The sequence below is a fragment of the Streptomyces cucumeris genome (assembly GCF_024295805.1).
In the GTDB taxonomy this organism is placed as follows: Bacteria; Actinomycetota; Actinomycetes; order Streptomycetales; family Streptomycetaceae; genus Streptomyces; species Streptomyces cucumeris.
On record NZ_JANCLX010000012.1, the window covers coordinates 171,666 to 190,964 of the forward strand.

At 73.0% G+C, this 19,299-nt stretch carries 11 protein-coding genes; 6 read left to right on the top strand and 5 right to left on the bottom strand.

Going from position 1 to position 19,299, the window contains the following annotated elements; translation table 11 throughout:
• Positions 1-18 precede the first annotated feature (18 nt).
• From trmB to NMK44_RS19980, 3 genes are all read right to left on the bottom strand, one after another.
• Positions 19-864 carry a tRNA (guanosine(46)-N7)-methyltransferase TrmB gene (trmB, locus tag NMK44_RS19970; RefSeq protein ID WP_374215308.1) on the bottom strand — a complete coding sequence of 282 codons (846 nt, stop codon included), beginning with the start codon at positions 862-864 and terminating at the stop codon, positions 19-21.
• Between the two features lie 782 nt (positions 865-1,646).
• A complete protein-coding gene (gene lhgO, locus NMK44_RS19975; RefSeq protein ID WP_254744961.1) occupies positions 1,647-2,861 on the bottom strand; it encodes an L-2-hydroxyglutarate dehydrogenase in 1,215 nt (404 codons plus the stop codon).
• Positions 2,862-2,973: 112 nt separating this feature from the next.
• A complete protein-coding gene (locus NMK44_RS19980; RefSeq protein ID WP_254744963.1) occupies positions 2,974-4,425 on the bottom strand; it encodes an NsdA family TPR-like regulatory protein in 1,452 nt (483 codons plus the stop codon).
• 1,092 nt (positions 4,426-5,517) lie between these two features.
• Here NMK44_RS19980 and NMK44_RS19985 point away from each other — a divergent pair.
• Together NMK44_RS19985 and NMK44_RS19990 are read left to right on the top strand one after the other, a co-directional pair.
• Entirely contained in the window at positions 5,518-7,602 is a 2,085-nt protein-coding gene (locus NMK44_RS19985; RefSeq protein WP_254744965.1) for an asparagine synthase-related protein, read from the top strand.
• Positions 7,603-8,035: 433 nt separating this feature from the next.
• A complete protein-coding gene (locus NMK44_RS19990; RefSeq protein ID WP_254744989.1) occupies positions 8,036-11,653 on the top strand; it encodes an AfsR/SARP family transcriptional regulator in 3,618 nt (1,205 codons plus the stop codon).
• Positions 11,654-12,093: 440 nt separating this feature from the next.
• On the opposite strand, the gene NMK44_RS19995 is transcribed toward NMK44_RS19990, so the two are convergent.
• A complete protein-coding gene (locus NMK44_RS19995; RefSeq protein WP_254744967.1) occupies positions 12,094-12,828 on the bottom strand; it encodes a TetR/AcrR family transcriptional regulator in 735 nt (244 codons plus the stop codon).
• A gap of 321 nt (positions 12,829-13,149) precedes the next feature.
• Here NMK44_RS19995 and NMK44_RS20000 point away from each other — a divergent pair, with 321 nt between their 5' ends.
• Positions 13,150-14,505, top strand: coding sequence for an NAD(P)/FAD-dependent oxidoreductase (locus NMK44_RS20000; protein ID WP_308358479.1), 1,356 nt, complete (start codon positions 13,150-13,152; stop codon positions 14,503-14,505).
• Between the two features lie 234 nt (positions 14,506-14,739).
• The gene (locus NMK44_RS20005; protein ID WP_254744969.1) at positions 14,740-16,611 is read left to right on the top strand and encodes an ATP-binding SpoIIE family protein phosphatase; all 1,872 of its coding nucleotides are present in this window, start codon (positions 14,740-14,742) and stop codon (positions 16,609-16,611) included.
• A gap of 116 nt (positions 16,612-16,727) precedes the next feature.
• Here NMK44_RS20005 and NMK44_RS20010 read toward each other — a convergent pair whose 3' ends face one another.
• The gene (locus tag NMK44_RS20010; RefSeq protein ID WP_374215309.1) at positions 16,728-18,083 is read right to left on the bottom strand and encodes an MFS transporter; all 1,356 of its coding nucleotides are present in this window, start codon (positions 18,081-18,083) and stop codon (positions 16,728-16,730) included.
• A 168-nt stretch (positions 18,084-18,251) separates the two neighbouring features.
• Between NMK44_RS20010 and NMK44_RS20015 the strand changes: the two genes are divergently transcribed.
• Entirely contained in the window at positions 18,252-18,803 is a 552-nt protein-coding gene (locus tag NMK44_RS20015; RefSeq protein WP_254744971.1) for a MarR family winged helix-turn-helix transcriptional regulator, read from the top strand.
• 220 nt (positions 18,804-19,023) lie between these two features.
• On the top strand, positions 19,024-19,299 hold a 276-nt coding region (locus NMK44_RS20020), incomplete at its 3' end, for a hypothetical protein (protein WP_254744973.1).

The window sequence follows — 19,299 nt, forward strand, 5'->3', positions numbered from 1 at the left end:
CCCACCCCCTGGGGGCCGTTATGTGTCGTTGCGACGGAAGATCAGGTCGTGGACCAGATGCCCCTTGTCCAGCCCCTGGCCCTCGAACTTGGTGAGCGGGCGGAAGTCCGGGCGGGGGCTGTAGCCACCGTCGGGCTGGGTGTTGTCGAAGGCGGGACTCGCGGTGAGGACCTCGAGCATCTGCTCGGCGTACGGCTCCCAGTCGGTCGCGCAGTGCAGCAGCGCACCGGGCTTCAGCCGGGTGGCGGCGAGCTCGATGAACTCGGGCTGGATCAGCCGGCGCTTGTTGTGCCGCTTCTTCGGCCAGGGGTCGGGGAAGTAGATCCGCAGTCCGGAGAGGGCGGCGGGCGCCAGCATCTCGCGCAGCAGGATGATCGCGTCGCCGTTGGCCACCCGGACGTTGGTCAGTCCGTTCCGCTCCGCGAGCGCGAGCAGATTGCCCTGGCCGGGGGTGTGCACATCGGCGGCGAGGATGCCGGTGCCGGGGTCGGCGGCGGCCATCTGCGCGGTGGCCTCGCCCATGCCGAAGCCGATCTCCAGCACGACGGGGAGGTCGGGACGCGGCGTACCGGCGACGCTCCCGGACGTCTCCTCGGGTCCGGTGCGGAACAGCTCGCCGAGATCGATCCGGCGCAGTCCGTCGATGTCCAGGCCCCACTGCGGCCACAGACGGCGCAGCGCCTCGCCCTGGCCGACGGTGACACGGCCGCGGCGGGGGCGGAAGGAACGGATCCGGCGCTCGTGGTGCGAGCCTGCCGGGTCGGCGACGGGGCCGCCGGGGAACATCGGCTCGCTGCGGTCGCGGGGCGTCGGCAGGGTGCGCGGTTCCGCGGGGGACTCGGGGGCAGTGGGGTTCTCGGACACAGTGCTTCCGATTCTACGGGCGGGGTCCGAAGGGGAGTCCCGCCTCCGCGGGTGCGGTCTGGCCTCGCGTCGGCCGTGAGGTCCGGGCCCGGGTGCGCCGCGGGCCCCGCATGCGGCGACCGGTGGGGGACGGGTGGGGACGAGTGGCGATGTGCGCGTCATCACACCGGCCCCGCCGTGAGCGGATCCACCGCCCGGCGGTGGCGGGCCGCACCGGCGCCGGACGCGGACGGGGCGTTCCCGGACGCGGCGGTGGGGGTGTTCCGGATCGCTGCGGCGGGCCCGTCGGGGCGCCGGACGCGGACCGGGCTCTCCGTTCCTGGACCGCTGCCGCAGGCCCGCACCGGCGCTGGACGCGGACCGGGTGCTCCGGGGCGACGCCGGTGGGGCATTCCGGATCGCAGCCGTGGGCTCGCACTGGCTCAAGGTGCCGCTCGGGCGTTCCCGGACGAGGTCGACAGGTATTCCGGACCGCTGCCGCTGCCGCTGCCGCTGCCGCTGCCGCTGCCGCTGCCGCTGCCGCACCCGCACCCGCACCCGCAGGCCAGCACCGGCTCTGGACGCCGACCGGGGCCTCCGGCGCGACGCCGGTGGGGCATTCCCGGCTCGCCGCCGGGGCGTTCCCGGACGAGGCCGCACTCGCTCCCGCAGCCCCCCACCGGCTCCGGGCGCCCACCGATGGTTCCTGCACGACGCCGACCGCGCGTTCCGTCACGCCGCGGCCCAGCCCAGCCCGGCCCGGTGTCCCGTCCGCCCGGACGGGGCGCCGGGCCGGGCTCCGGTCATCCCACCCGCAGGGTGTCCAGGACTCGGCGGGCCACCTCGCGGCCGATCGGCAGTGAGGCCGTGGCCGCCGGGGACGGGGCGTTCAGCACATGGACGACGCGGGGTGACTCCGAGATCAGGAAGTCGTCCACCAGGGTGCCGTCGCGCAGCACCGCCTGGGCACGTACCCCCGCCGGGGCCGCCGTCAGATCGTCGGCGGTCACCTCGGGCAGCAGTCGGCGGACGGCTTCGGTGAAGGCGCGCTTGGACAGGGAGCGGTGCAGCTCGCCCGCCCCGTACCGCCAGTGGCGGCGGGCTATCCGCCAGGATCCCGGGAACGCCAGCGTGGCCGCCAGCTCCGTCGGGCGCACCGTGTGCCAGGCGTAGCCCTCGCGGGCCAGCGCGGGCACCGCGTTGGGCCCGATGTGGACCCCGCCGTCGATCCCCCGGGTGAGGTGGACGCCGAGGAAGGGGAACGCCGGGTCCGGCACGGGGTACACCAGACCGTTGACCAGGGCGGCGCGGTCGGGCACCAGCTCGTAGTACTCGCCGCGGAAGGGCACGATCCGCATCCCCGGGTCATCACCGGCCAGCCGGGCGATCCGGTCGCACTGCAGCCCCGCGCAGTTGACCAGGGCGCGGGCGCGCAGCACCGTGCCGTCTGCTGTGCGGACCGCGACCGCGGAGGGGCGCCGCCCGATGGTGCGCACCTCCGCGCCGTACCGCACCGAGGCGCCCGCGTCCTGCGCGAGGCGGGCCAGCCGGGCCGCGACCGCGCCGAAGTCGCATACGCCGGTGGTGCCCACGTGGATGGCCGCCAGGCCGCGCACCCGCGGTTCGTACTCCGCGATCTGGGCGGGGCCCAGCTCGCGCACCGGGATGCCGTTCTCCCGGCCGCGCTGGATCAGGCCGTGCAGCCGGGGCAGCTCCGACCGCTCGGTGGCGACAATCAGCTTGCCGGTCACCTCATGGGCGATGCCGTGCTCGGCGCAGAACTTCACCATCTCCGCGGCGCCGCGCACCGCGAACCGCGCCTTCAGCGATCCCGGGCGGTAGTAGATGCCGCTGTGGATCACACCGCTGTTCCGCCCGGTCTGGTGGCGGGCCGGACCGGTCTCCTTCTCCAGCACGGTCACCCGGGTGCCGGGCGCCGCGCGCGTGAGCGCGTACGCCGTCGACAGGCCGACGATGCCGCCCCCGATCACCAGTACGTCGCAGTCCAACGTCGTCACGTCATGCACCTCCCCACACGCCGCACCGTCCAGTCTCCCGACCGTCGATCCCTATCATGACCTGCGCCACTGACATGGGCCCCGCATCCCGGGGAGGGCCTCGGACACCGGCTCACGCCGGTGCCACCAGCAGTGGCCGGGCCTGTTCGCGCAGCTCGGCGACGCGTGGTTCGTCCCGGTATGCCTCAAGGCGGTTCATCAGGTCGCGCACGTACTCCGTGGTGCGGGCGGAGGAGATCCGGTTGGCGACCTCCACGGCGCGGGCACCCGCGGCACAGGCCGCGTCCAGGTTGCCGGACTCCAGTTCGGCCACGGCGGAGACGACCAGCCGCAGCCCGTGGGAGCGTACGAACTCCTCCGTCGGCCGGGCGAGCGCCTGCTCCGTGAAGCGCCGCACCTGGCGCGGCAGCCGCAGGTCGCGGTAGCACTCGGCCGCGTCGGCGGCGAACCGCTCCTGGCTGTAGAAGTCGAGCCAGGAGGGGTCGGGGTCGCCCGTCCGCGCACGGTCGAGCCAGCCCTCCGCCGACTTCAGCGCCGCCCCGCACGCGGGGCCGTCACCGGACTTGGCCTGGGCGCGGGCCTCCACGAGGCGGAAGAAGCTCATGGTGCGGGCGGTGGCCAGCCCGCGGTTGCGCTCCAGGGCGGCCTGGGCGAGGTCCACCCCCTCGTCGGCGAAGCCCCGGTAGGTGGCCTGGAGACTCATGGACGCCAGGACGTAGCCGCCCAGGGGGACGTCGGCGGCGGCGCGCGCCAGGCGCAGCGCCTGGATGTAGTAGCGCTGCGCGGCCTCCTGCTGGCCGGTGTCGAAGGCCATCCACCCCGCGAGCCTGGTCAGTTCGGCGGTGGCGCCGAAGAGCGAGCGGCCGACCTCGTCGCTGTAGGAGCCGAGCAGCAGCGGTGCCGCGTCCACCCGCAGGCACTCGGGGACCATGGAGGAACGCCAGTCGCCGCCGCCGTACTTGGAGTCCCAGCGGCGCGCGTCCTCGGCGGCCTCGCGGAGTTTGGTGACGTCACTGTGGCCCACGCGCTGCGGCAGGGCCTCGGGGCTCCCGCCGCCGGTGGTGCCGGCCGTGGTTTCGGCGTCCTCGGGTTCCCGGGCCACCGAGCTGTCGGCGGGAGATATGAGCCAGCGGGACGCGGGGGTGGCGTAGGCGCTGACGGCGAACGAACCGGCCAGACTCTGCCAGATACCGACGCCTCCGCGCCGACCCGCGAGATCCAGCCGGTACAACTCGGTCGCGGAGCGCACGGCCTGGCCGATGTCGCGCGGGAAGGCGAGGCCCACTTCGGGTGCCGGGTCGGCGTCGGCCAGCCCGATCTCGTGCAGCGGGACGGGGCGGCCGAGTTTGCTGCCGATCGCGGCAGCAATCAGGTGGGGCGCCGCGCCCTGGGGAACCATCCCCTTGGACACCCAGCGCGCCACGGACGTCTTGTCGTAGCGAAGCGTCAGGCCACGCTGGGCGCCGAGGTCGTTGACTCTGCGCGCGAGCCCGGCATTGCTGATCCCAGCGAGGGCGAGAACGGTGCCGAGCTTCTCGTTCGGCCCGCGTGGCTCCCTGGACATGCGCACCCCTCGACAGCACCGACGGCCGCCCCGGCATAAGCACGGGGCATTCGTAAACCCAGCGTAGTTCGCCGCATCCCGACCGTTAAGAGGTGGTGTACCGGATGGCGAGATTCTTGTACGAACGGACGTGCGGGGCGGTACGCGTGCTCCGGCTGTGTGTGGCCGTGCGCCTGTGTGTGCGCTCTGTCTCGGTCGCGGCCAGGACGTTTCGATGGGTCTTGCGTGGGTCGGCCCGCTGTACTGGATCCAGTGGGCTGGGGGACGCCGCCGCCTCATTCCCCGCGGGTGGCGGAACGGTCCGGGAGGCGAACAGTGCCTCCCGGACTGTCGTGTTGACCGACGGCGAGGCGGGCGAGCGGAGGGCGGGCGACGAAGGGCCGGGTCAGTACGGGTTATCCGCAAGGGCGTTCAGAGAGCCATCACAACTTTGGCTGAATAGCGTCCATCGGCATCTGCTGGTGCTCATCAGGATCACCGGTTCACCGGGCGCCCACGAGGTCCACCGGGTTCACCGGTTCCCCGGTGTCACCGGCACTTGCCCCGATCCGTCAACGTCCGTCAACGCGCGCCAACACCGGTCACCGTCAGCGTCATCCACCGCGACAGGGGATTCCCGTGTCGGGCCACGGAGGGGGAGGCCCGACACGGGGGCGGCCCCGCCCCTGCGTTCCCGCATACCGGAAGTGCCCTTCCGGTCCGGGCAGTTGGCCGCCCCCGGTGCGCATACCGGCTCCGGGGGCGGGTCACCGCCGTACCGGAGCGCGGTGCTCGCGCCCGCGTGCCTTCGCACACTCGTCGGCGCCCTTGCGCTCTTGTACGCCTCAACCGTGGCAGCATGGGCCACGGCGGAACGGTGCGTCGCGACCGGCGGTGTTCCCTCCTGGGGTCCTTCGGGGACGCCGGGGGAGCCCGACGCGGGAAGCACACGAAGTGTGATCAACTCTAGCGATTCCTGCGGTCATCCATGGTCACTGGACATCCAGGCGGTCCACGTAGTTGTCCGGTTCGATGCCGAAACCGTCAACATGCTGTGCATGATGGCACCTACTTCTTGGTTGCCCTGGATGCCCACAGCCTGTGGAGGCGGCGATGCGGTGGTTGGTGGGGTGGAGCAGTACCGCATCCGGCCCGGTCCCCCCGGAAGGCCGTGGGATCCAACCGGTCGGGGCCCAACTGCTGTGGTCCGACCCCGATCCGCTGTGGGCGGTCGGCGACTGGCGCCCCGACGAGGTGCGCGTCGTCCAGGCCGACCCCTTCACCCGGATCGCCGTCTTCGGCTGCTGCGGCGCCTCCGACGAGGAACTGCGGGTGGGCCTGTTCGCCGCCCGCGGCGGCGCCCTGCGCCATCTCACCGCCTGGCCCGGCAGCTACACCGCCGTCGCCCAGGTCGGCCGCCGCGTCACCATCGCCGGTGATCTGGCGGGCGCCCGGCCCGTCTTCCACACCGACTGGGCGGGCGGCACCGCCTACGCCACCGCCGCCCTCCCGCTCGCCGACCTCATCGAGGCGCAGCTCGACGTCAGCCACCTCGGGGCGCTCCTGGCCTGCCCCGACTCCCCGGAGGCCGTCGGCGACAGCACGCCCTACCGAGGCGTCAGACGTGTCCCGCCCGGCCATGCGCTGATCCTCCGCGACGGTGCCCGCGACGTCACCGGCTACGAACCCACCGCCTCGCTCGCCGTCGCCGCACCCCAACTCGAGCAGGACAAGGCCGTGGACGGCGTCCGGGACGCCCTCGTGGACGCCGTACGGGCCCGGCTCACCGCACCGCGCCACGCCCCCGAGAGCGGTGGCCTCGACCCCGGCCCCGTTCCCGGTATGGGCCCGGCCGAACGCCGTGCGGCCCGTGGCGCCCCGGCCCCCGGTATCGGTGCCGATCTCTCCGGGGGCAGCGCTTCCGCCACCCTCGCGCTGCTCGCCGCCGGGCTCCCCGGGATGCCCGGCACCCTCCTCGGCCACGGCACCGAGGCGGGCGAACGCCTCCTGGCCGTCACCTTCAACGACCTCGCCACGGCGGGCGGGGCCCGCGTCCGCGAGGCGGAGCTGGAGCGGGCCGGGACCATCGCCGCCAACCCGCGGCTGCACCACGTGGTCGTCGCCGCGGGCGAGGAGGCCCTGCCCTACGCCGCGCTCGACGGGGGCGCGCTCACCGACGAACCCGGCCCCTCCCTCGTCATCGCCGAACGCCACCGGCGCCGGCTCGCCGCGGGCAGCGCCGACCACTTCGTCGGCCATGGCGCCCGCCAGGTGCTCGACGCCCACCCCGCGCGCCTCGCCGACCTGCTGCTCGACCGCCGCAGACGCCATCTGCTGCGTCCGGCGACCGCGCTCGCCAAGGCCGACGGCCCCTCGGCCCACTCCTTCTTCGTACCGTTCACCGTCTACCGCGCGGCGCGCAGGCTGGCCCGTACGTCCTACAGGGACGGCGTCGAGGAGGCCGCCGCCAGCCTGCTGGAGCGTCGCTTCGCCGATGACCAGGCGACCGGTGGCCCCGGCGCCGTCTCCGCCTCCCTCGCCGCCCTGACCTGGTGCCGCCCCGGCCCCGCGGCCCGTTGGATGACCGGGGAGGCGCTGGCGGAAGTCTCCGTCCGGCTGGTGGAAGCGGCCGTGCGGCCCGTCCTGCTGCGCCGCCCCGGCGAGCGCCGCGCCGACGCCGCCCTCGCCCGTTACGCCGCCGACCACCGGGTCTTCGAGCAGGCGGCGGAGGTCCGCAGTCAGCGCCTGCACGCGCCGTTCCTCGACAACCAGGTGGTGCGGGCCTGCCGCGCACTCCCCGAGGCGCTTCGTGTGCAACCCGGGGCGCGCGCCGCCGTCCTGCGCGCGGTCCTCGCCGGAACCGGTATCCGGGACCTGCCCGCCGGGTGGGGCGCCACCTCCCACGCCGCCCACACCGCCGCCGTGCGGACCGGTATGCGTACCTGGGCCGGCGATCTGCTGACCCTGTTCGACGCCCCGCTGCTGGCCGACGCCGGACTGATCGAGGCCCATGTCGTCCGCAAGGCGCTGCACGCGGCGTCCCAGGGCGAGCGGCTGCCCCTGGACGGTCTGGCCGAGCTCGTCTCGACCGAGGTGTGGCTGCGGCGGCTGGTCGCCCGCCGCGGCACCTGCTGGACGGGCACAGCGGCCCCACGGCAGCGCGCGGTGGCGGGCGGGGTGCCGCGGCCGAGTCTGTGAGACGGGGAGGCCCCGCCTGCGGAACGAGGGCGTGCCTGGGCCCGTGACGTGCGGAGGACGGCGTTCCGTAGAGTGCCCCCGCTCCCGCCCCGCTCCCGCCCCGCTCCCGGTCCGCTCCCGCCCCGTTCCCGGCCCGTGCGTAATTGGGGTGCGGGTGGGGGCCGCGGAGTGTTGGGTGGTGGGTTCGGGGACGCCCGGCGCGGCGTGGGGCGTGGGGCGCACCGGCGCGGCGGACGGTCGCGGAGACGGAACCACCGGTCCCATCCGTCCCGCCGCCGGAGCCTCCCGTCGGATCTCCGCGCCGGATCTCCGCGCCGGAATGGATCATTCCCCCGACCTGGGCGTCTCCCTGTGGTCCGCACCACAGCGCCACGCCGTTTCCACCCGCCCCGTCACCCCGCTCCGCGACCGGCAACCTAGGAGAATGGCCCCCGTGCGGTATCTGATCCTCGGCACCAGCGAAGCGCGCGACGCGCAGGGGAACGCCCTGTCCCTCGGCGGCCCCCGGATCCGTGCGCTGCTCGCCGCGCTCGCCCTCCGCGCCGCCCGCTCCGCACCGGTCCCCGTCGACGTCCTCATCGACGAGGTGTGGGCGCAGGAGCCCCCGCACGACGCACCCGCCGCGCTCCAGGCGCTGGTCGGGCGGTTGCGCCGGGCCATCGGCAGGGACGCCGTGCTCTCCTCGCCCGGCGGATACCGCCTCGCCACGACCAGCCCGCACGATGACGTCGACCTGCTGCGCTTCGAGCGGCTGACCCAGGACGGCAAGCGGGCCCTGGACGCAGGCGACGCCGGGGCGGCCGCCACCGCCCTCCGCCAGGCACTCGCCCTGTGGCGCGGCCCGGTCCTCGCGGACCTCCCGGACCGGAACGCCTCCGCCGCCCGCCCCGAGGCCCTGCGGATGACCGCCCTGCGCCGCCGGATCGACGCCGATCTCGCGCTCGGCCGCGCCGTGGACCTGATACCCGAGCTGCGGGAGCTGGTCGCGGACCATCCGCTGGACGAGACGTTCCACCTCCGGCTGATCCGGGCACTGCGCGCGGCCGGTCACCACGCCGATGCGCTCACCGCGTACGAGCGGGTGCGGCTGACCCTTGCCGACCGGCTCGGCACGGATCCGGGTGCGGAGCTCAAGGAGCTCCACCGGCAGATGCTGCTCACGGACGGCACGCCCGCCCCCTGGGAACCGGGCGCCGTGAGCGGCACCGCGCCCCGGCCGGCCCGTGAACCGCGCGCCGACGGCCCGGACCGAGCGGCCCGGCCCGCCCCCGCCACGGTCCTGGTGGCCGCCGCCCCGGCACCCCCGCACAGCAATCTCCGCGCCCGCCTCACCAGCTTCGTCGGCCGCCAGGGCGAGATCGGCGCCCTGCGCCGGGACCTCGGCGGCGCACGGCTGGTCACCCTCACCGGCCCGGGCGGATCCGGCAAGACCCGGCTGTCCGAGGAGATCGCCGCGGCGGCGACGGACGGCTACCCGGACGGAGTGTGGGTTGCCGAACTCGCGCCCCTGGACCACCCCGCCGCCGTCCCCGGCGCCGTGCTGAGCGCGGTCGGCCGCCGGGAGACGGCGCTGCTCGCCTCCGGGCTGGAGGGCCGTACGAACAGTCCGGACGCCGCGGATCCGACCGGCCGCCTCGTGGAGTACTGCGCCGACCGCACCCTGCTGCTCCTGCTGGACAACTGCGAGCACGTCATCGACACCGCGGCCCTGCTCGCCGAGACCCTGCTCGCGCACTGTCCGGGCGTGACCGTCCTGGCCACCAGCCGTGAACCGCTGGGAGTGCCCGGCGAGGTCGTCAGGCCCCTGGAACCGCTGCCGCCGGTCCCCGCCCACCAGCTGTTCGTGGAGCGCGCGGGCAGCGTACGCCCCGGATTCGACCCGGCGGACCCGGCCACGGGGGAGGCGGTCGCCGAGATCTGCCGCCGTCTGGACGGTCTGCCGCTGGCGATCGAACTGGCCGCGGCCCGGCTGCGGCTGCTCACCCCGCGCCAGATCGCCGACCGGCTCGACGACCGCTTCCGGCTGCTCACCAGCGGCAGCAGGACCGTCCTGCCGCGCCAGCAGACCCTCAGAGCCGTCGTCGACTGGTCCTGGGACCTCCTCGACGACCGTGAACGCACCGTGCTGCGCCGGGCCTCGGTCTTCGCGGGCGGATGGAGCCTTGCGGCAGCGGAGGTGGTGTGCGCCGATGCGCCCGCCCCCTCCCGCTCCTCTTCACACCCCGGCGCGGAGATCGCGCCCCATGACGTACTGGAACTGCTCGGGGCGCTGGCCGATAAATCGCTCCTGGTCGTCGACCACCCGGCACCGCTCCCGGTCGCCGATCCGGCCGTTCCGGCGGGCGAGACCCGCTACCGCATGCTGGAGACGATCCACGAGTACACGACGGAACGCGCTGTCGAGAACGAGGCGGAGCGCGCCGATCATGCCGCCGCCCTCGACCGCCACACGGGCTGGTGCGTGGAGTTCGTCCGCACCGCCGAGCCCCGGCTGCGCTCGGCCGAGCAACTTCCCTGGCTGCGCCATGTCGAGACCGACCTCGACAACATCCGGGCCGCTCTCCAGCGTTCTCTGATCACACGCGACGAGGACAGCCTCTTCGCGATCATCTTCGCGCTGGGCTGGTTCTGGTGGCTGCGCAACTACCGGGACGAGGGTGCCGACTGGACGCGTGCCGCCCTGGCCCTGGAGAGCCTGCCGGACGGCGCCGACCGGGCTGACAGGACCGACGAGGCTGACGGGGCCGCTCCGTACGGCGACCCGGCCCCGATCCCCGCCGGGGTCCCCGAGGGCCGGGACGGCGTCGACCCGGCCGTCACCCGGTACTGGCAGTTCATGGATCTGCGGCTGCTCCACTTCTTCCTGCTCGCCGAGCACAGCGGACCGGATCCGCAGGACGAGGCGACACGGCTCGGGGCCGAGCGCATCCGCGACGCCTACAGCGTCCACTCCGGCCCCCGGAGCGCCCGCTTCCCCGCGATGCTCTGGCCGTTCGCCGGATTCCTCATCAACGGCCACGCCGGCGTGCTGCCGCTGATGGACCAGGTGGTGGCCAACTGCCGGGAACACGGCGACGACTGGGCCGTCGGCGTGACGCTCATGTTCCGCACCCATCTGGCCATCGACATGCCCGGCGGCACGGTGAACGCCGTTGACCACTGGGACGAGCTGCGCGAGCTCAGCGCCCGCGTCGGCGACCGCTGGATGCTCGCCCAGGTGGAGGGCGCGTACGGCGAGATCGCCACGCTGCGCGGCCGGTTCCCCGAGGCACGCGCCGCCTACGAGGAGGCGCAGCGGCTCGCCCGGGAGATCGGCGCCCGCACCGAGGTGCCGTTCCTCTACACCCGGCTGGCCGACGTCGCCCTGCAGGAGGGCGACCTCGACGACGCCACCGAACTGATCGACCGCTCGGAGGAGGAGGCGGAGCGGTCCGGCGCGCTGGACGTACGTTCCTTCAACCAGTTGCTGCGCGGCCTCATCCGGCTCAGGCGCGGTGAGGTGGCCGAGGCCAGGGCGTACTACGACGAGGCGATGGTCTGGGCCGACCGTGGCACCCCGCCCCCGCAGTTCTGGATCATCGCCCACGGGCTGGACGGCCGCCTCCTGGCGGAGGAGGGCGATCTGCCCGGCGGGCTGCGGGTGCTGCGCGACACGCTGGTGCAGGGTGCCGAGGTGAGCAGCACGGAGGGGCTGATGGCCCAGCAGGCCGAATCCGCGGCGTACCTCCTGACCGGCTGCGGACAGGAGCGGCTCGCCGCACGGCTGCTGGGGGCGGCCGACGGCTGGCGCGGCAGTCTGCCGCGCTCCCCGCTGATGCTGGAGGCGACCGGCCGGACCGAGACACGGGCCGCCGCGGCACTCGGCCGGACGACCCTCGGGGAACTGCGCGTGGACGGCACGTCCCTCTCTGCCGAGCACGTCATCGCCCTGCTCGACGACGCCCTGAGCGCCCTCGGCCAGCCGGTGGAGTCCAGCTCTCCCGACCCCGCGGAAGCCGGCCCGGACGGCACCCCGGAAGGTGCCACGGACCGCACCTCGGCCACCGGCTGACCGGCCCTTCGGCCATCAGCCGGGACACCGCCGGCACGCGGATTCCCGGGCAGCGAAAATTTCCCGCATCTCACAGGCGTACGTTCACCCGGACGGGGAAGACGTGGCGCACGAACCCGAAACCAACGGGCGAACGCGAGACCGTGCGGGCCCCCGACCGCCGGAATCGCACAGCCCACTGCCGGACGCGATGCCCCCACCGCGTCCGGCAGCCCGCCTGTCCACGGCGGGCGGCACCACAACAGGAGACCTCACGCGGGGCCCCCAAGCGCACGACGACCCCGCATTCCGCCGCTCCGTATGACGGCCGGGCACCATATGCCCGGCCGTCATACGACACCTACGGGAACGGATCCGCGGTCCGCCGTCCGTGCCACGCCACCACCCCGGCATCCGGGGCGGTCACCGCGTCACCTCATCCGGCGGGCCATGGCCTCATGTCATCCGACCGGACGCGACCGCAGCCCGTCCAGCAGGATGTCCAGCAGCCGTGCCGACGCCGCGGCCTGGTGCGCCGCGTCCGGCAGCGAAGGCGCCGCCGTGGCGATGACCAGCAGTACGTCCGCGACCGACACATCCGGGCGCAGCTCGCCCGCGGCCCGCGCCCGCTCCACCAGCTGACCGACGACCTCGAGCAGCGTCGCCGCTCCCGCGTCGTCCGGTCCGTCCTGTGCCACGGGCGGCTGCTCGACCAGCCGCAGCTCCGGCTGCGCCGGGGAACCCGTGGTGGCTAAGGCGGCCTGCCGCTGCTGCGGCACCCGGATCTCGGTCTCCGCATCGACCCCGACCCGCAGCACCTGCGGCGGCAGCAGCCGGCCCGCGCCGGACGCCACCGAGGTGCGCAGGAACCGGGCCAGCGCGGACCACGGCTCGTTCTCCTGCCCCAGCGCCGAGCGGGCCTGGTCCGTGAGCCGGGCCGTCTCCTCCTCGGCTATCCGGCGCACCAGTACGTCCTTGCTGGGGAACCGCCGGTAGACGGTGCCCACCCCGACCCGCGCCCGACGCGCCACGTCCTCCATGGGAGCCCCGTACCCCAGCTCCCCGAAGACCTCGCGTGCCGCGCGTAGAACGTGCTCGAGATTGCGCTGCGCGTCCACGCGCAGCGGAGTGCTCCGGCCCCCATTTCCGTCGGCGGAAGCGACGGCTGCGGACCATGACGAACCCTGAAGGTGCATAAGTGATCCCCCGGTAATGACGTCTCCCCCCGGAGACTCCCCGCCCAGACTGCCGGGGCAGTCACAACCCCGACGAAGTACGAACATAGTTGAGCCTCGGTCAAGAAAGAAGGGGGTAGGTCCGGACAGACCGCCCCCCGGTCGGAGCAGCGAACAGCCATTTCCTGCCACTGCGCCCGCTTCCTGCCGCGCGCCCCCTTGCTGACCTGCGTACCTTTCGTACGCTCAGCCGAATTCCGGCCGTCGCCCGCACCACATCTTCCGGTCACACAATCCGTCGGGGCTGTGGACAAACTGCGGCTGTGCGTGCCTCATGGGAGGGTGAAGGAACCTGCGCGCATTCTCGTTGTCGGCGGTGGCTACGTCGGGATGTACACCGCGCTGCGCCTCCAGCGGAAGCTGAAGCGAGAGCTGAGGCAAGGCGACGTACAGGTCATCGTGGTCGACCCCGAGCCGTATATGACCTATCAGCCGTTCCTCCCCGAAGCGGCGGCCGGCTCCATCTCCCCGCGCCATGTCGTGGTGCCATTGCGGCGCGTCCTCCCCGACTGCAAGGTCGTCATCGGTGAGGCCACCGCGATCCATCACGGCAAGCGCACCGCGACCGTCAGAACCCTCGCCACCGAGGAGGATGGCACCGGCTCGATCGAGATCCACTACGACGAGCTGATCCTGGCCCCCGGATCCGTCTCCCGCACCCTCCCGGTCCCCGGCCTCGCCGAGTTCGGCATCGGCTTCAAGACCGTCGAGGAGGCCATCGGCCTGCGCAACCACGTGCTGGAGCAGCTGGACATCGCGTCCTCGACCCGGGACCCCGACGTCCGCGACGCGGCGCTGACCTTCGTGTTCGTCGGCGGCGGCTACGCGGGCGTCGAGGCGCTCGGCGAGCTGGAGGACATGGCCCGGTTCGCCGTCCGCTACTACCACAACATCGAGCCCGAGGACCTGAAGTGGATCCTCGTCGAGGCCACCGGACGGATCCTCCCGGAGGTCGGCGAGGAGATGGGCCAGTACGCCGTGCGCGAGCTGCGCAGCCGCAATATCGACGTACGCCTGGAGACCCGGCTGGACGCGTGCGAGAACCGCGTCGCCGTCCTCAGCGACGGCTCGCGCTTCCCCACCCGCACCCTGGTGTGGACCGCGGGCGTCAAACCGCATCCCATCCTCGCCTCCACCGATCTGCCGCGGAACATGCGCGGCCGCCTCAAGTGCACCGCGGCGCTCCAGGTGGACGGGGTGGAGCACGCCTGGGCCGCCGGGGACGCGGCGGCCGTCCCGGACCGCACCGCCGAGGAACCCGGCACCGAATGCGCGCCCAACGCGCAGCACGCCGTCCGCCAGGCCAAGGTGCTCGCCGAGAACGTGATCGCCGCGATGCACAGCCGCCCGCTCCAGGACTACGAGCACAAGTACGTCGGCTCGGTGGCGTCCCTGGGACTCCACCGAGGTGTCGCGCATGTCTACGGACGGAAGCTGAAGGGCTACCCGGCCTGGTTCATGCACCGCGCCTACCACCTCAGCCGGGTGCCGACCTTCAACCGCAAGGCCCGCGTCCTGGCCGAGTGGATCCTGTCCGGGCTGTTCAAACGGGAGATCGTCTCGCTCGGGTCGCTGGAGAACCCGCGCGCCGAGTTCAAACTCGCCGCGGACACCGGCCGCCACCCCGAAGCCAGTTGATCCCCTGGAGCGGATCCGGGAACTCCCCTCCCACGATCGGCGTCTGACGGATGTCAGTCCGGTCGGCCACACTGGACGTGTGACCATGGGTGGGCTCGTATCTGCAAAGAGTGACAATCGCGAGGATTCGGAAGTTTGCTGCATCTCCCCGGGGGCCGTCCCCCGTCACCGCACCCATCTCCCCGATCCCGCGCCGGCGCGCTGCTCAGCCACCACCCCGCGAGGTAATCCGCAGTGAACTTCACGCGCTGGAGCGCCCGGCTCCCCCGAACCCAGCGACGCACCGGGTCGCGCGCCGACCGCGCCGCGCGGCGTCCGCAGCCCGCGCCCACCCCGGGCGGCGGCTCCGTTCCCGCGGCCCGCGGCGAGCGCGCCGACCCCGCCGGACGTGGCGAACCGGCCCCGGCGGCGGTGACCGCCCCGGAGCCCGACGCCCCCGTCGCCGTTCCCACGCTCGACGGGCTGTCCGTCCATGACGTCCTCGGCCAGGTCCCGGCCCTGGTCGCGGTCGTCTACGGCCCCGACCACCGCATCGCCTACACCAACGACGCCTATGCCGACCTCTTCGGCCGCCGCGTGCCCGGCGCGCCCGCCGGTCAGGCGTTGCCCGAGCTGACGGAGCTGGGGCTGCTGCCGCTCATGGACCAGGTCCTGCGCAGTGGCAAGCCCCGTACGGTCAAGTCCCGGCGGGTCTCCGCCGCCGAGACCGGTACGGCGCCGGGCTCCGAGCCGGACGCGGTGGCCCCGGGCGGCGGACGCTCCCGTCACGGCTACTACACCTTCACCTGCTCGCCGATCGAGATGACGCTCCCGGCCACCGCCCAGCCCGCCCTGGCCGTGGCGGCCGACTCCACCGTTACGACGGAGCCCGGGGTGGCGGCCGAGCCCGGGGTGGCCACGGCCACCGCTCCCGTCCGCGGCGTCCTCGTCTTCGGCGCGGACGTCACCGACCAGGTGGAGGCCGCCGAGCGGCTGCGCGCCAGCGAGCGGCTCCAGCGCGAGGCCGCCGTCACCCTCCAGCGCAGTCTGCTGCCCCAGGAGCTGGAGCAGCCCGACGACCTCAGGATCGCCGCCACCTACCAGCCCGGCGGCACCGAAACCGCCGTCGGCGGCGACTGGTACGACGTCATCACCCTCGGCGCCGGACGCACCGCGCTCGTCATCGGTGACGTCATGGGCCGCGGAGTGCGGGCCGCCGCCGTGATGGGCCAGCTGCGCACCGCCGTCCGGGCCTACGCCCGGCTGGACCTGCCCCCGCACGAAGTGCTGCAACTGCTCGACGGGCTGGCCGCCGAGATCGACGCCAACCAGATCGCCACCTGCGTCTACGCCGTCCACGACCCCAATGAGGGCCGTCTCGTCTACGCCTCCGCGGGCCATCTGCCGATCCTGGTCCGCGACCAGGACGGCACCGTGCGCCGCGCCGCCGAACCGACCGGCCCGCCGCTGGGCACCGGAGGCTGGCTGCACACCTCGGGTTCCGTCGCCTTCGGCCCCGGCGCCAGCGCCGTCCTCTATACGGACGGCCTGGTCGAGCGCCGTGACAAGGACATCTACGACGGGGTCGGCGCGCTCGAGCGGGTCTTCGCGGGGGCCACCGGCTCGCCCCAGGTGATGTGCGACCGCCTGATCAGGGCCCTGGGCATCACCGCCGAGCACGACGACGACGTGGCCGTACTGGTCCTCCAGCACCCCGCCCGCACCGGCCATGACGCGGAGCTCTTCCACAACGCGGCACTGGAGCTGCTCGGCGGAGTGGAAGCCGCGCCCCGCGCCCGCGCCTTCGCCTCGGGCGTCCTGGCCAGCTGGCGCTTCCCCACCGAACTGCGCGACCTGGGCGTGCTGGCCGCCAGCGAACTGGTGGCCAACTCCCTCCAGCACGGCACACCGCCGATGCGGCTGCGGCTGCGCCGCACCAACCGCCGTCTGATCATCGAGGTGACGGACGGGGATGAGCATCTGCCGCGCCGCCGCCGGGCCGAACCGGTGGACGAGGCCGGGCGTGGGATCTCGATCGTCGCCACCATCGCCTCGTCCTGGGGCTGCCGCCGCACACCGGGCGGCGGCAAGGCGGTGTGGTGCGAATTCGCCCTCCCGGGGGATTAGCGCACCGGGCGGGCGTGCGGACCGGCGTATGACATCGCCCTGGCGGGAGCGGAACTCCTCCCACCAGGGCGATGCCACCAGGGCGCTGTCCCCCGAGCGGTTGGTGCCTGAGCGCCTCAGACCGCGGCGGTCACCGTCCCGGACGGCCGGCCCTCCGCCGCCACTGCCTCCACCGGCTCCTTCAGTTCCGTGAGCTCCTTGCGGGGCGCGGGCACCGAGCCACCGGCGAGCGCGCGCAGCGGATTGTCCTGTCCGGCCGTGAGCCGACGGCCCAGCCGCAGCCCCAGCACCGTGACGCCGAGCGAGCAGACGATCAGCGACGCGATGTAGGTGCCGTACAGACCGGCCCCGGCCATCAGCCCGCCGACCGCCGGGCCGATCGCCAGCGCGAGCTGCTTCACCAGCGAGAACGCCGAGTTGTACTGCCCGAGCAGGGACGGCGGCGCCAGATCCGCGACCAGCGGGGCGACCGTGGGCGACAGCATCGACTCACCCAGCCCGAAGAGCGCATACGCCGAGATGATCGCGGCGGTGCCCAGCACCTGGCTCCCCGGCACCAGCCCGGCGGAACCGGCGACCACCCACGCGGCCGTCCACACCAGACCGACCAGCGCGATCACCCGGCTGCGGCGGCGCCGCTCGACCAGCTTGAGCACCACGAACTGCGCCACCACGATGACCGCCGTGTTCGCGGCCAGGGCGACACCCAGCATCGTCGGCGAGACATGGGCGACCTCCACCGCGAACGCCGACAGCCCCGACTCGAACTGCCCGTAGCAGGCGAAGAACATCACGAAGCCCAGCACACAGAGCCGCACCATGGCGCGGTCCCGGAACAGGGCGCGCCAGCCGCCCCGGGCGCTCAGGCTGCCGTCCGTCGGCACCGCGTCCGCGAAGACCGGTGTCTTCGCCAGCCGCACGGTGGCGACCGCCGTACCCAGCACCAGGAACATCGCCGCGTCGATCGCGAAGAGCCGTACGAAGCTGGACGGCGAGGAGGTGTCCACCAGCAGTCCGCCGAACAGCCCGCCGACCCCGAGGCCCAGGTTGCTGAGGAAGAACTGCATGGCGAACGCCCGTGAGCGGGTGGCCGTGCTCGAGCACCACACGATCAGCGTGGCCAGCGCGGGCTGGATCACCGCCATCCCGGCGCCGAGCACCCCGGCCGCCGCGATGACCAGCGGCTCACTGGCCGCCAGCCCGAGCCCCATCGATCCGACGGCGGCCGCGACCGCACCCGCGACCGCGACGGACAGCGGCCCACGCCGGTCGATCACCCGACCGGTGAAGGGCAGCACGACCAGCGCGGCCACCGCGAACGTGGCGAGCACCAGACCCGCCGTATTCGCGCCGAGGTCCCGCACCTGCGCCACATAGACGAAGAGGAACGGAACAGTGAAGCCGTTGCCGAACGCGCTCAGCGCGTTGCCCAGCTGGATCCGGCGCAGCGCGGCGCCCATCGCGGTGGTCACACTCACCTACCTAGGTCGAAGAGGGCACACAGGTGCCCAGGGATGTCGTTTGAACAGGGATGAAGCTCGGACAGTCGAAGTATGAAGACTTCGAAGCTAAACTTCAATGCTTAAGAGTACACAACGAAGAACTTCAGCGCCAATGAGTTTCGTGTCATACTGCGCGGCATGCCTGAGACCCCCGACCAGGACGACCTGCTGAGCCTCGATGAGCAGATCGCGGCCTACCAGCGCGAATTCAGGGACCTGGACCCCCAGGTCGAGCAGGTGGTCAGCGCACTCAGTCGGCTCACCCGGCGGATGAACGTGGCCTACAGCCGCCAGTCCGCGACCCTCGGCCTCACCAACGCCGAGTGGGAGGTGCTCAAGGCCCTCGTCCTCTCCGGCTCCCCGTACCAGCTCGGCCCCGGCGACCTGGCGAAGCGGCTCGGCCTCACCCCCGCCGCCATGACCCACCGGATCGACCGCATGGTCAACGAAGGACTCGTCACCCGTGAGCGTGATGAGAACAATCGGGTCCGGGTCATCGTCGAGCTCACCGCCGACGGCCGGGAGAAGTGGCTGGAGGCGATGCGCCGCGCCACGGTCTTCGAGGAGGACCTGCTCCAGGACCTCTCCATCGAGGAGCGCGGTGCCCTCGGCGAGATGCTGACGCGGGTACTGCGCCGGGTGGAGGAGGACCAACCCGACGCCGGCGGACGGCTGTCCGACCTCGACTGAGGCATTCGGCCGACGGGGTGGCCGACGGGAGTTGACACTGCCCAGGCCCATCCGTAATGTTCTCCGAGCTGCCACGGAGCCTTAACGGTTCTCCGGTACGCACTCACGCCGCACCGGCGGCACACCACTACTGCACGGCCCCTCATCGGGATGGATTTCGGCATGCCGGAATTCGGTTCGGAAGCTCGATTATGAGCCTCGGGGGAAATCCGCTAAAGTAGTGATCACGCCGGAAGGCGCGAAACCCCGCTCCAACAGGGGGCCGGAAACGGAATTCGGACCGGAAACGGAACGGAAAACGGATCTGGTAAGGTTGGAAACACGAAAGACCGAAGGGAAAAGCCCGGAGGAACCGGTGAAACGGTTCCAAAGGAAGCGTCCGTTCCTTGAGAACTCAACAGCGTGCCAAAAGTCAACGCCAGATATGTTGATACCCCGTCCGCATCATCACGATGTGGTCGAGGTTCCTTTGAAGAAACACACACAGCGAGGACGC

Coding starts and splice junctions, on each gene's coding strand:
- NMK44_RS19980 (WP_254744963.1), bottom strand. CDS start 4,425: ATGTCCAGGGAGCCACGCGGGCCGAACGAGAAGCTCGGCACCGTTCTC.
- NMK44_RS19985 (WP_254744965.1), top strand. CDS start 5,518: ATGCGGTGGTTGGTGGGGTGGAGCAGTACCGCATCCGGCCCGGTCCCC.
- NMK44_RS19995 (WP_254744967.1), bottom strand. CDS start 12,828: ATGCACCTTCAGGGTTCGTCATGGTCCGCAGCCGTCGCTTCCGCCGAC.
- NMK44_RS20015 (WP_254744971.1), top strand. CDS start 18,252: ATGCCTGAGACCCCCGACCAGGACGACCTGCTGAGCCTCGATGAGCAG.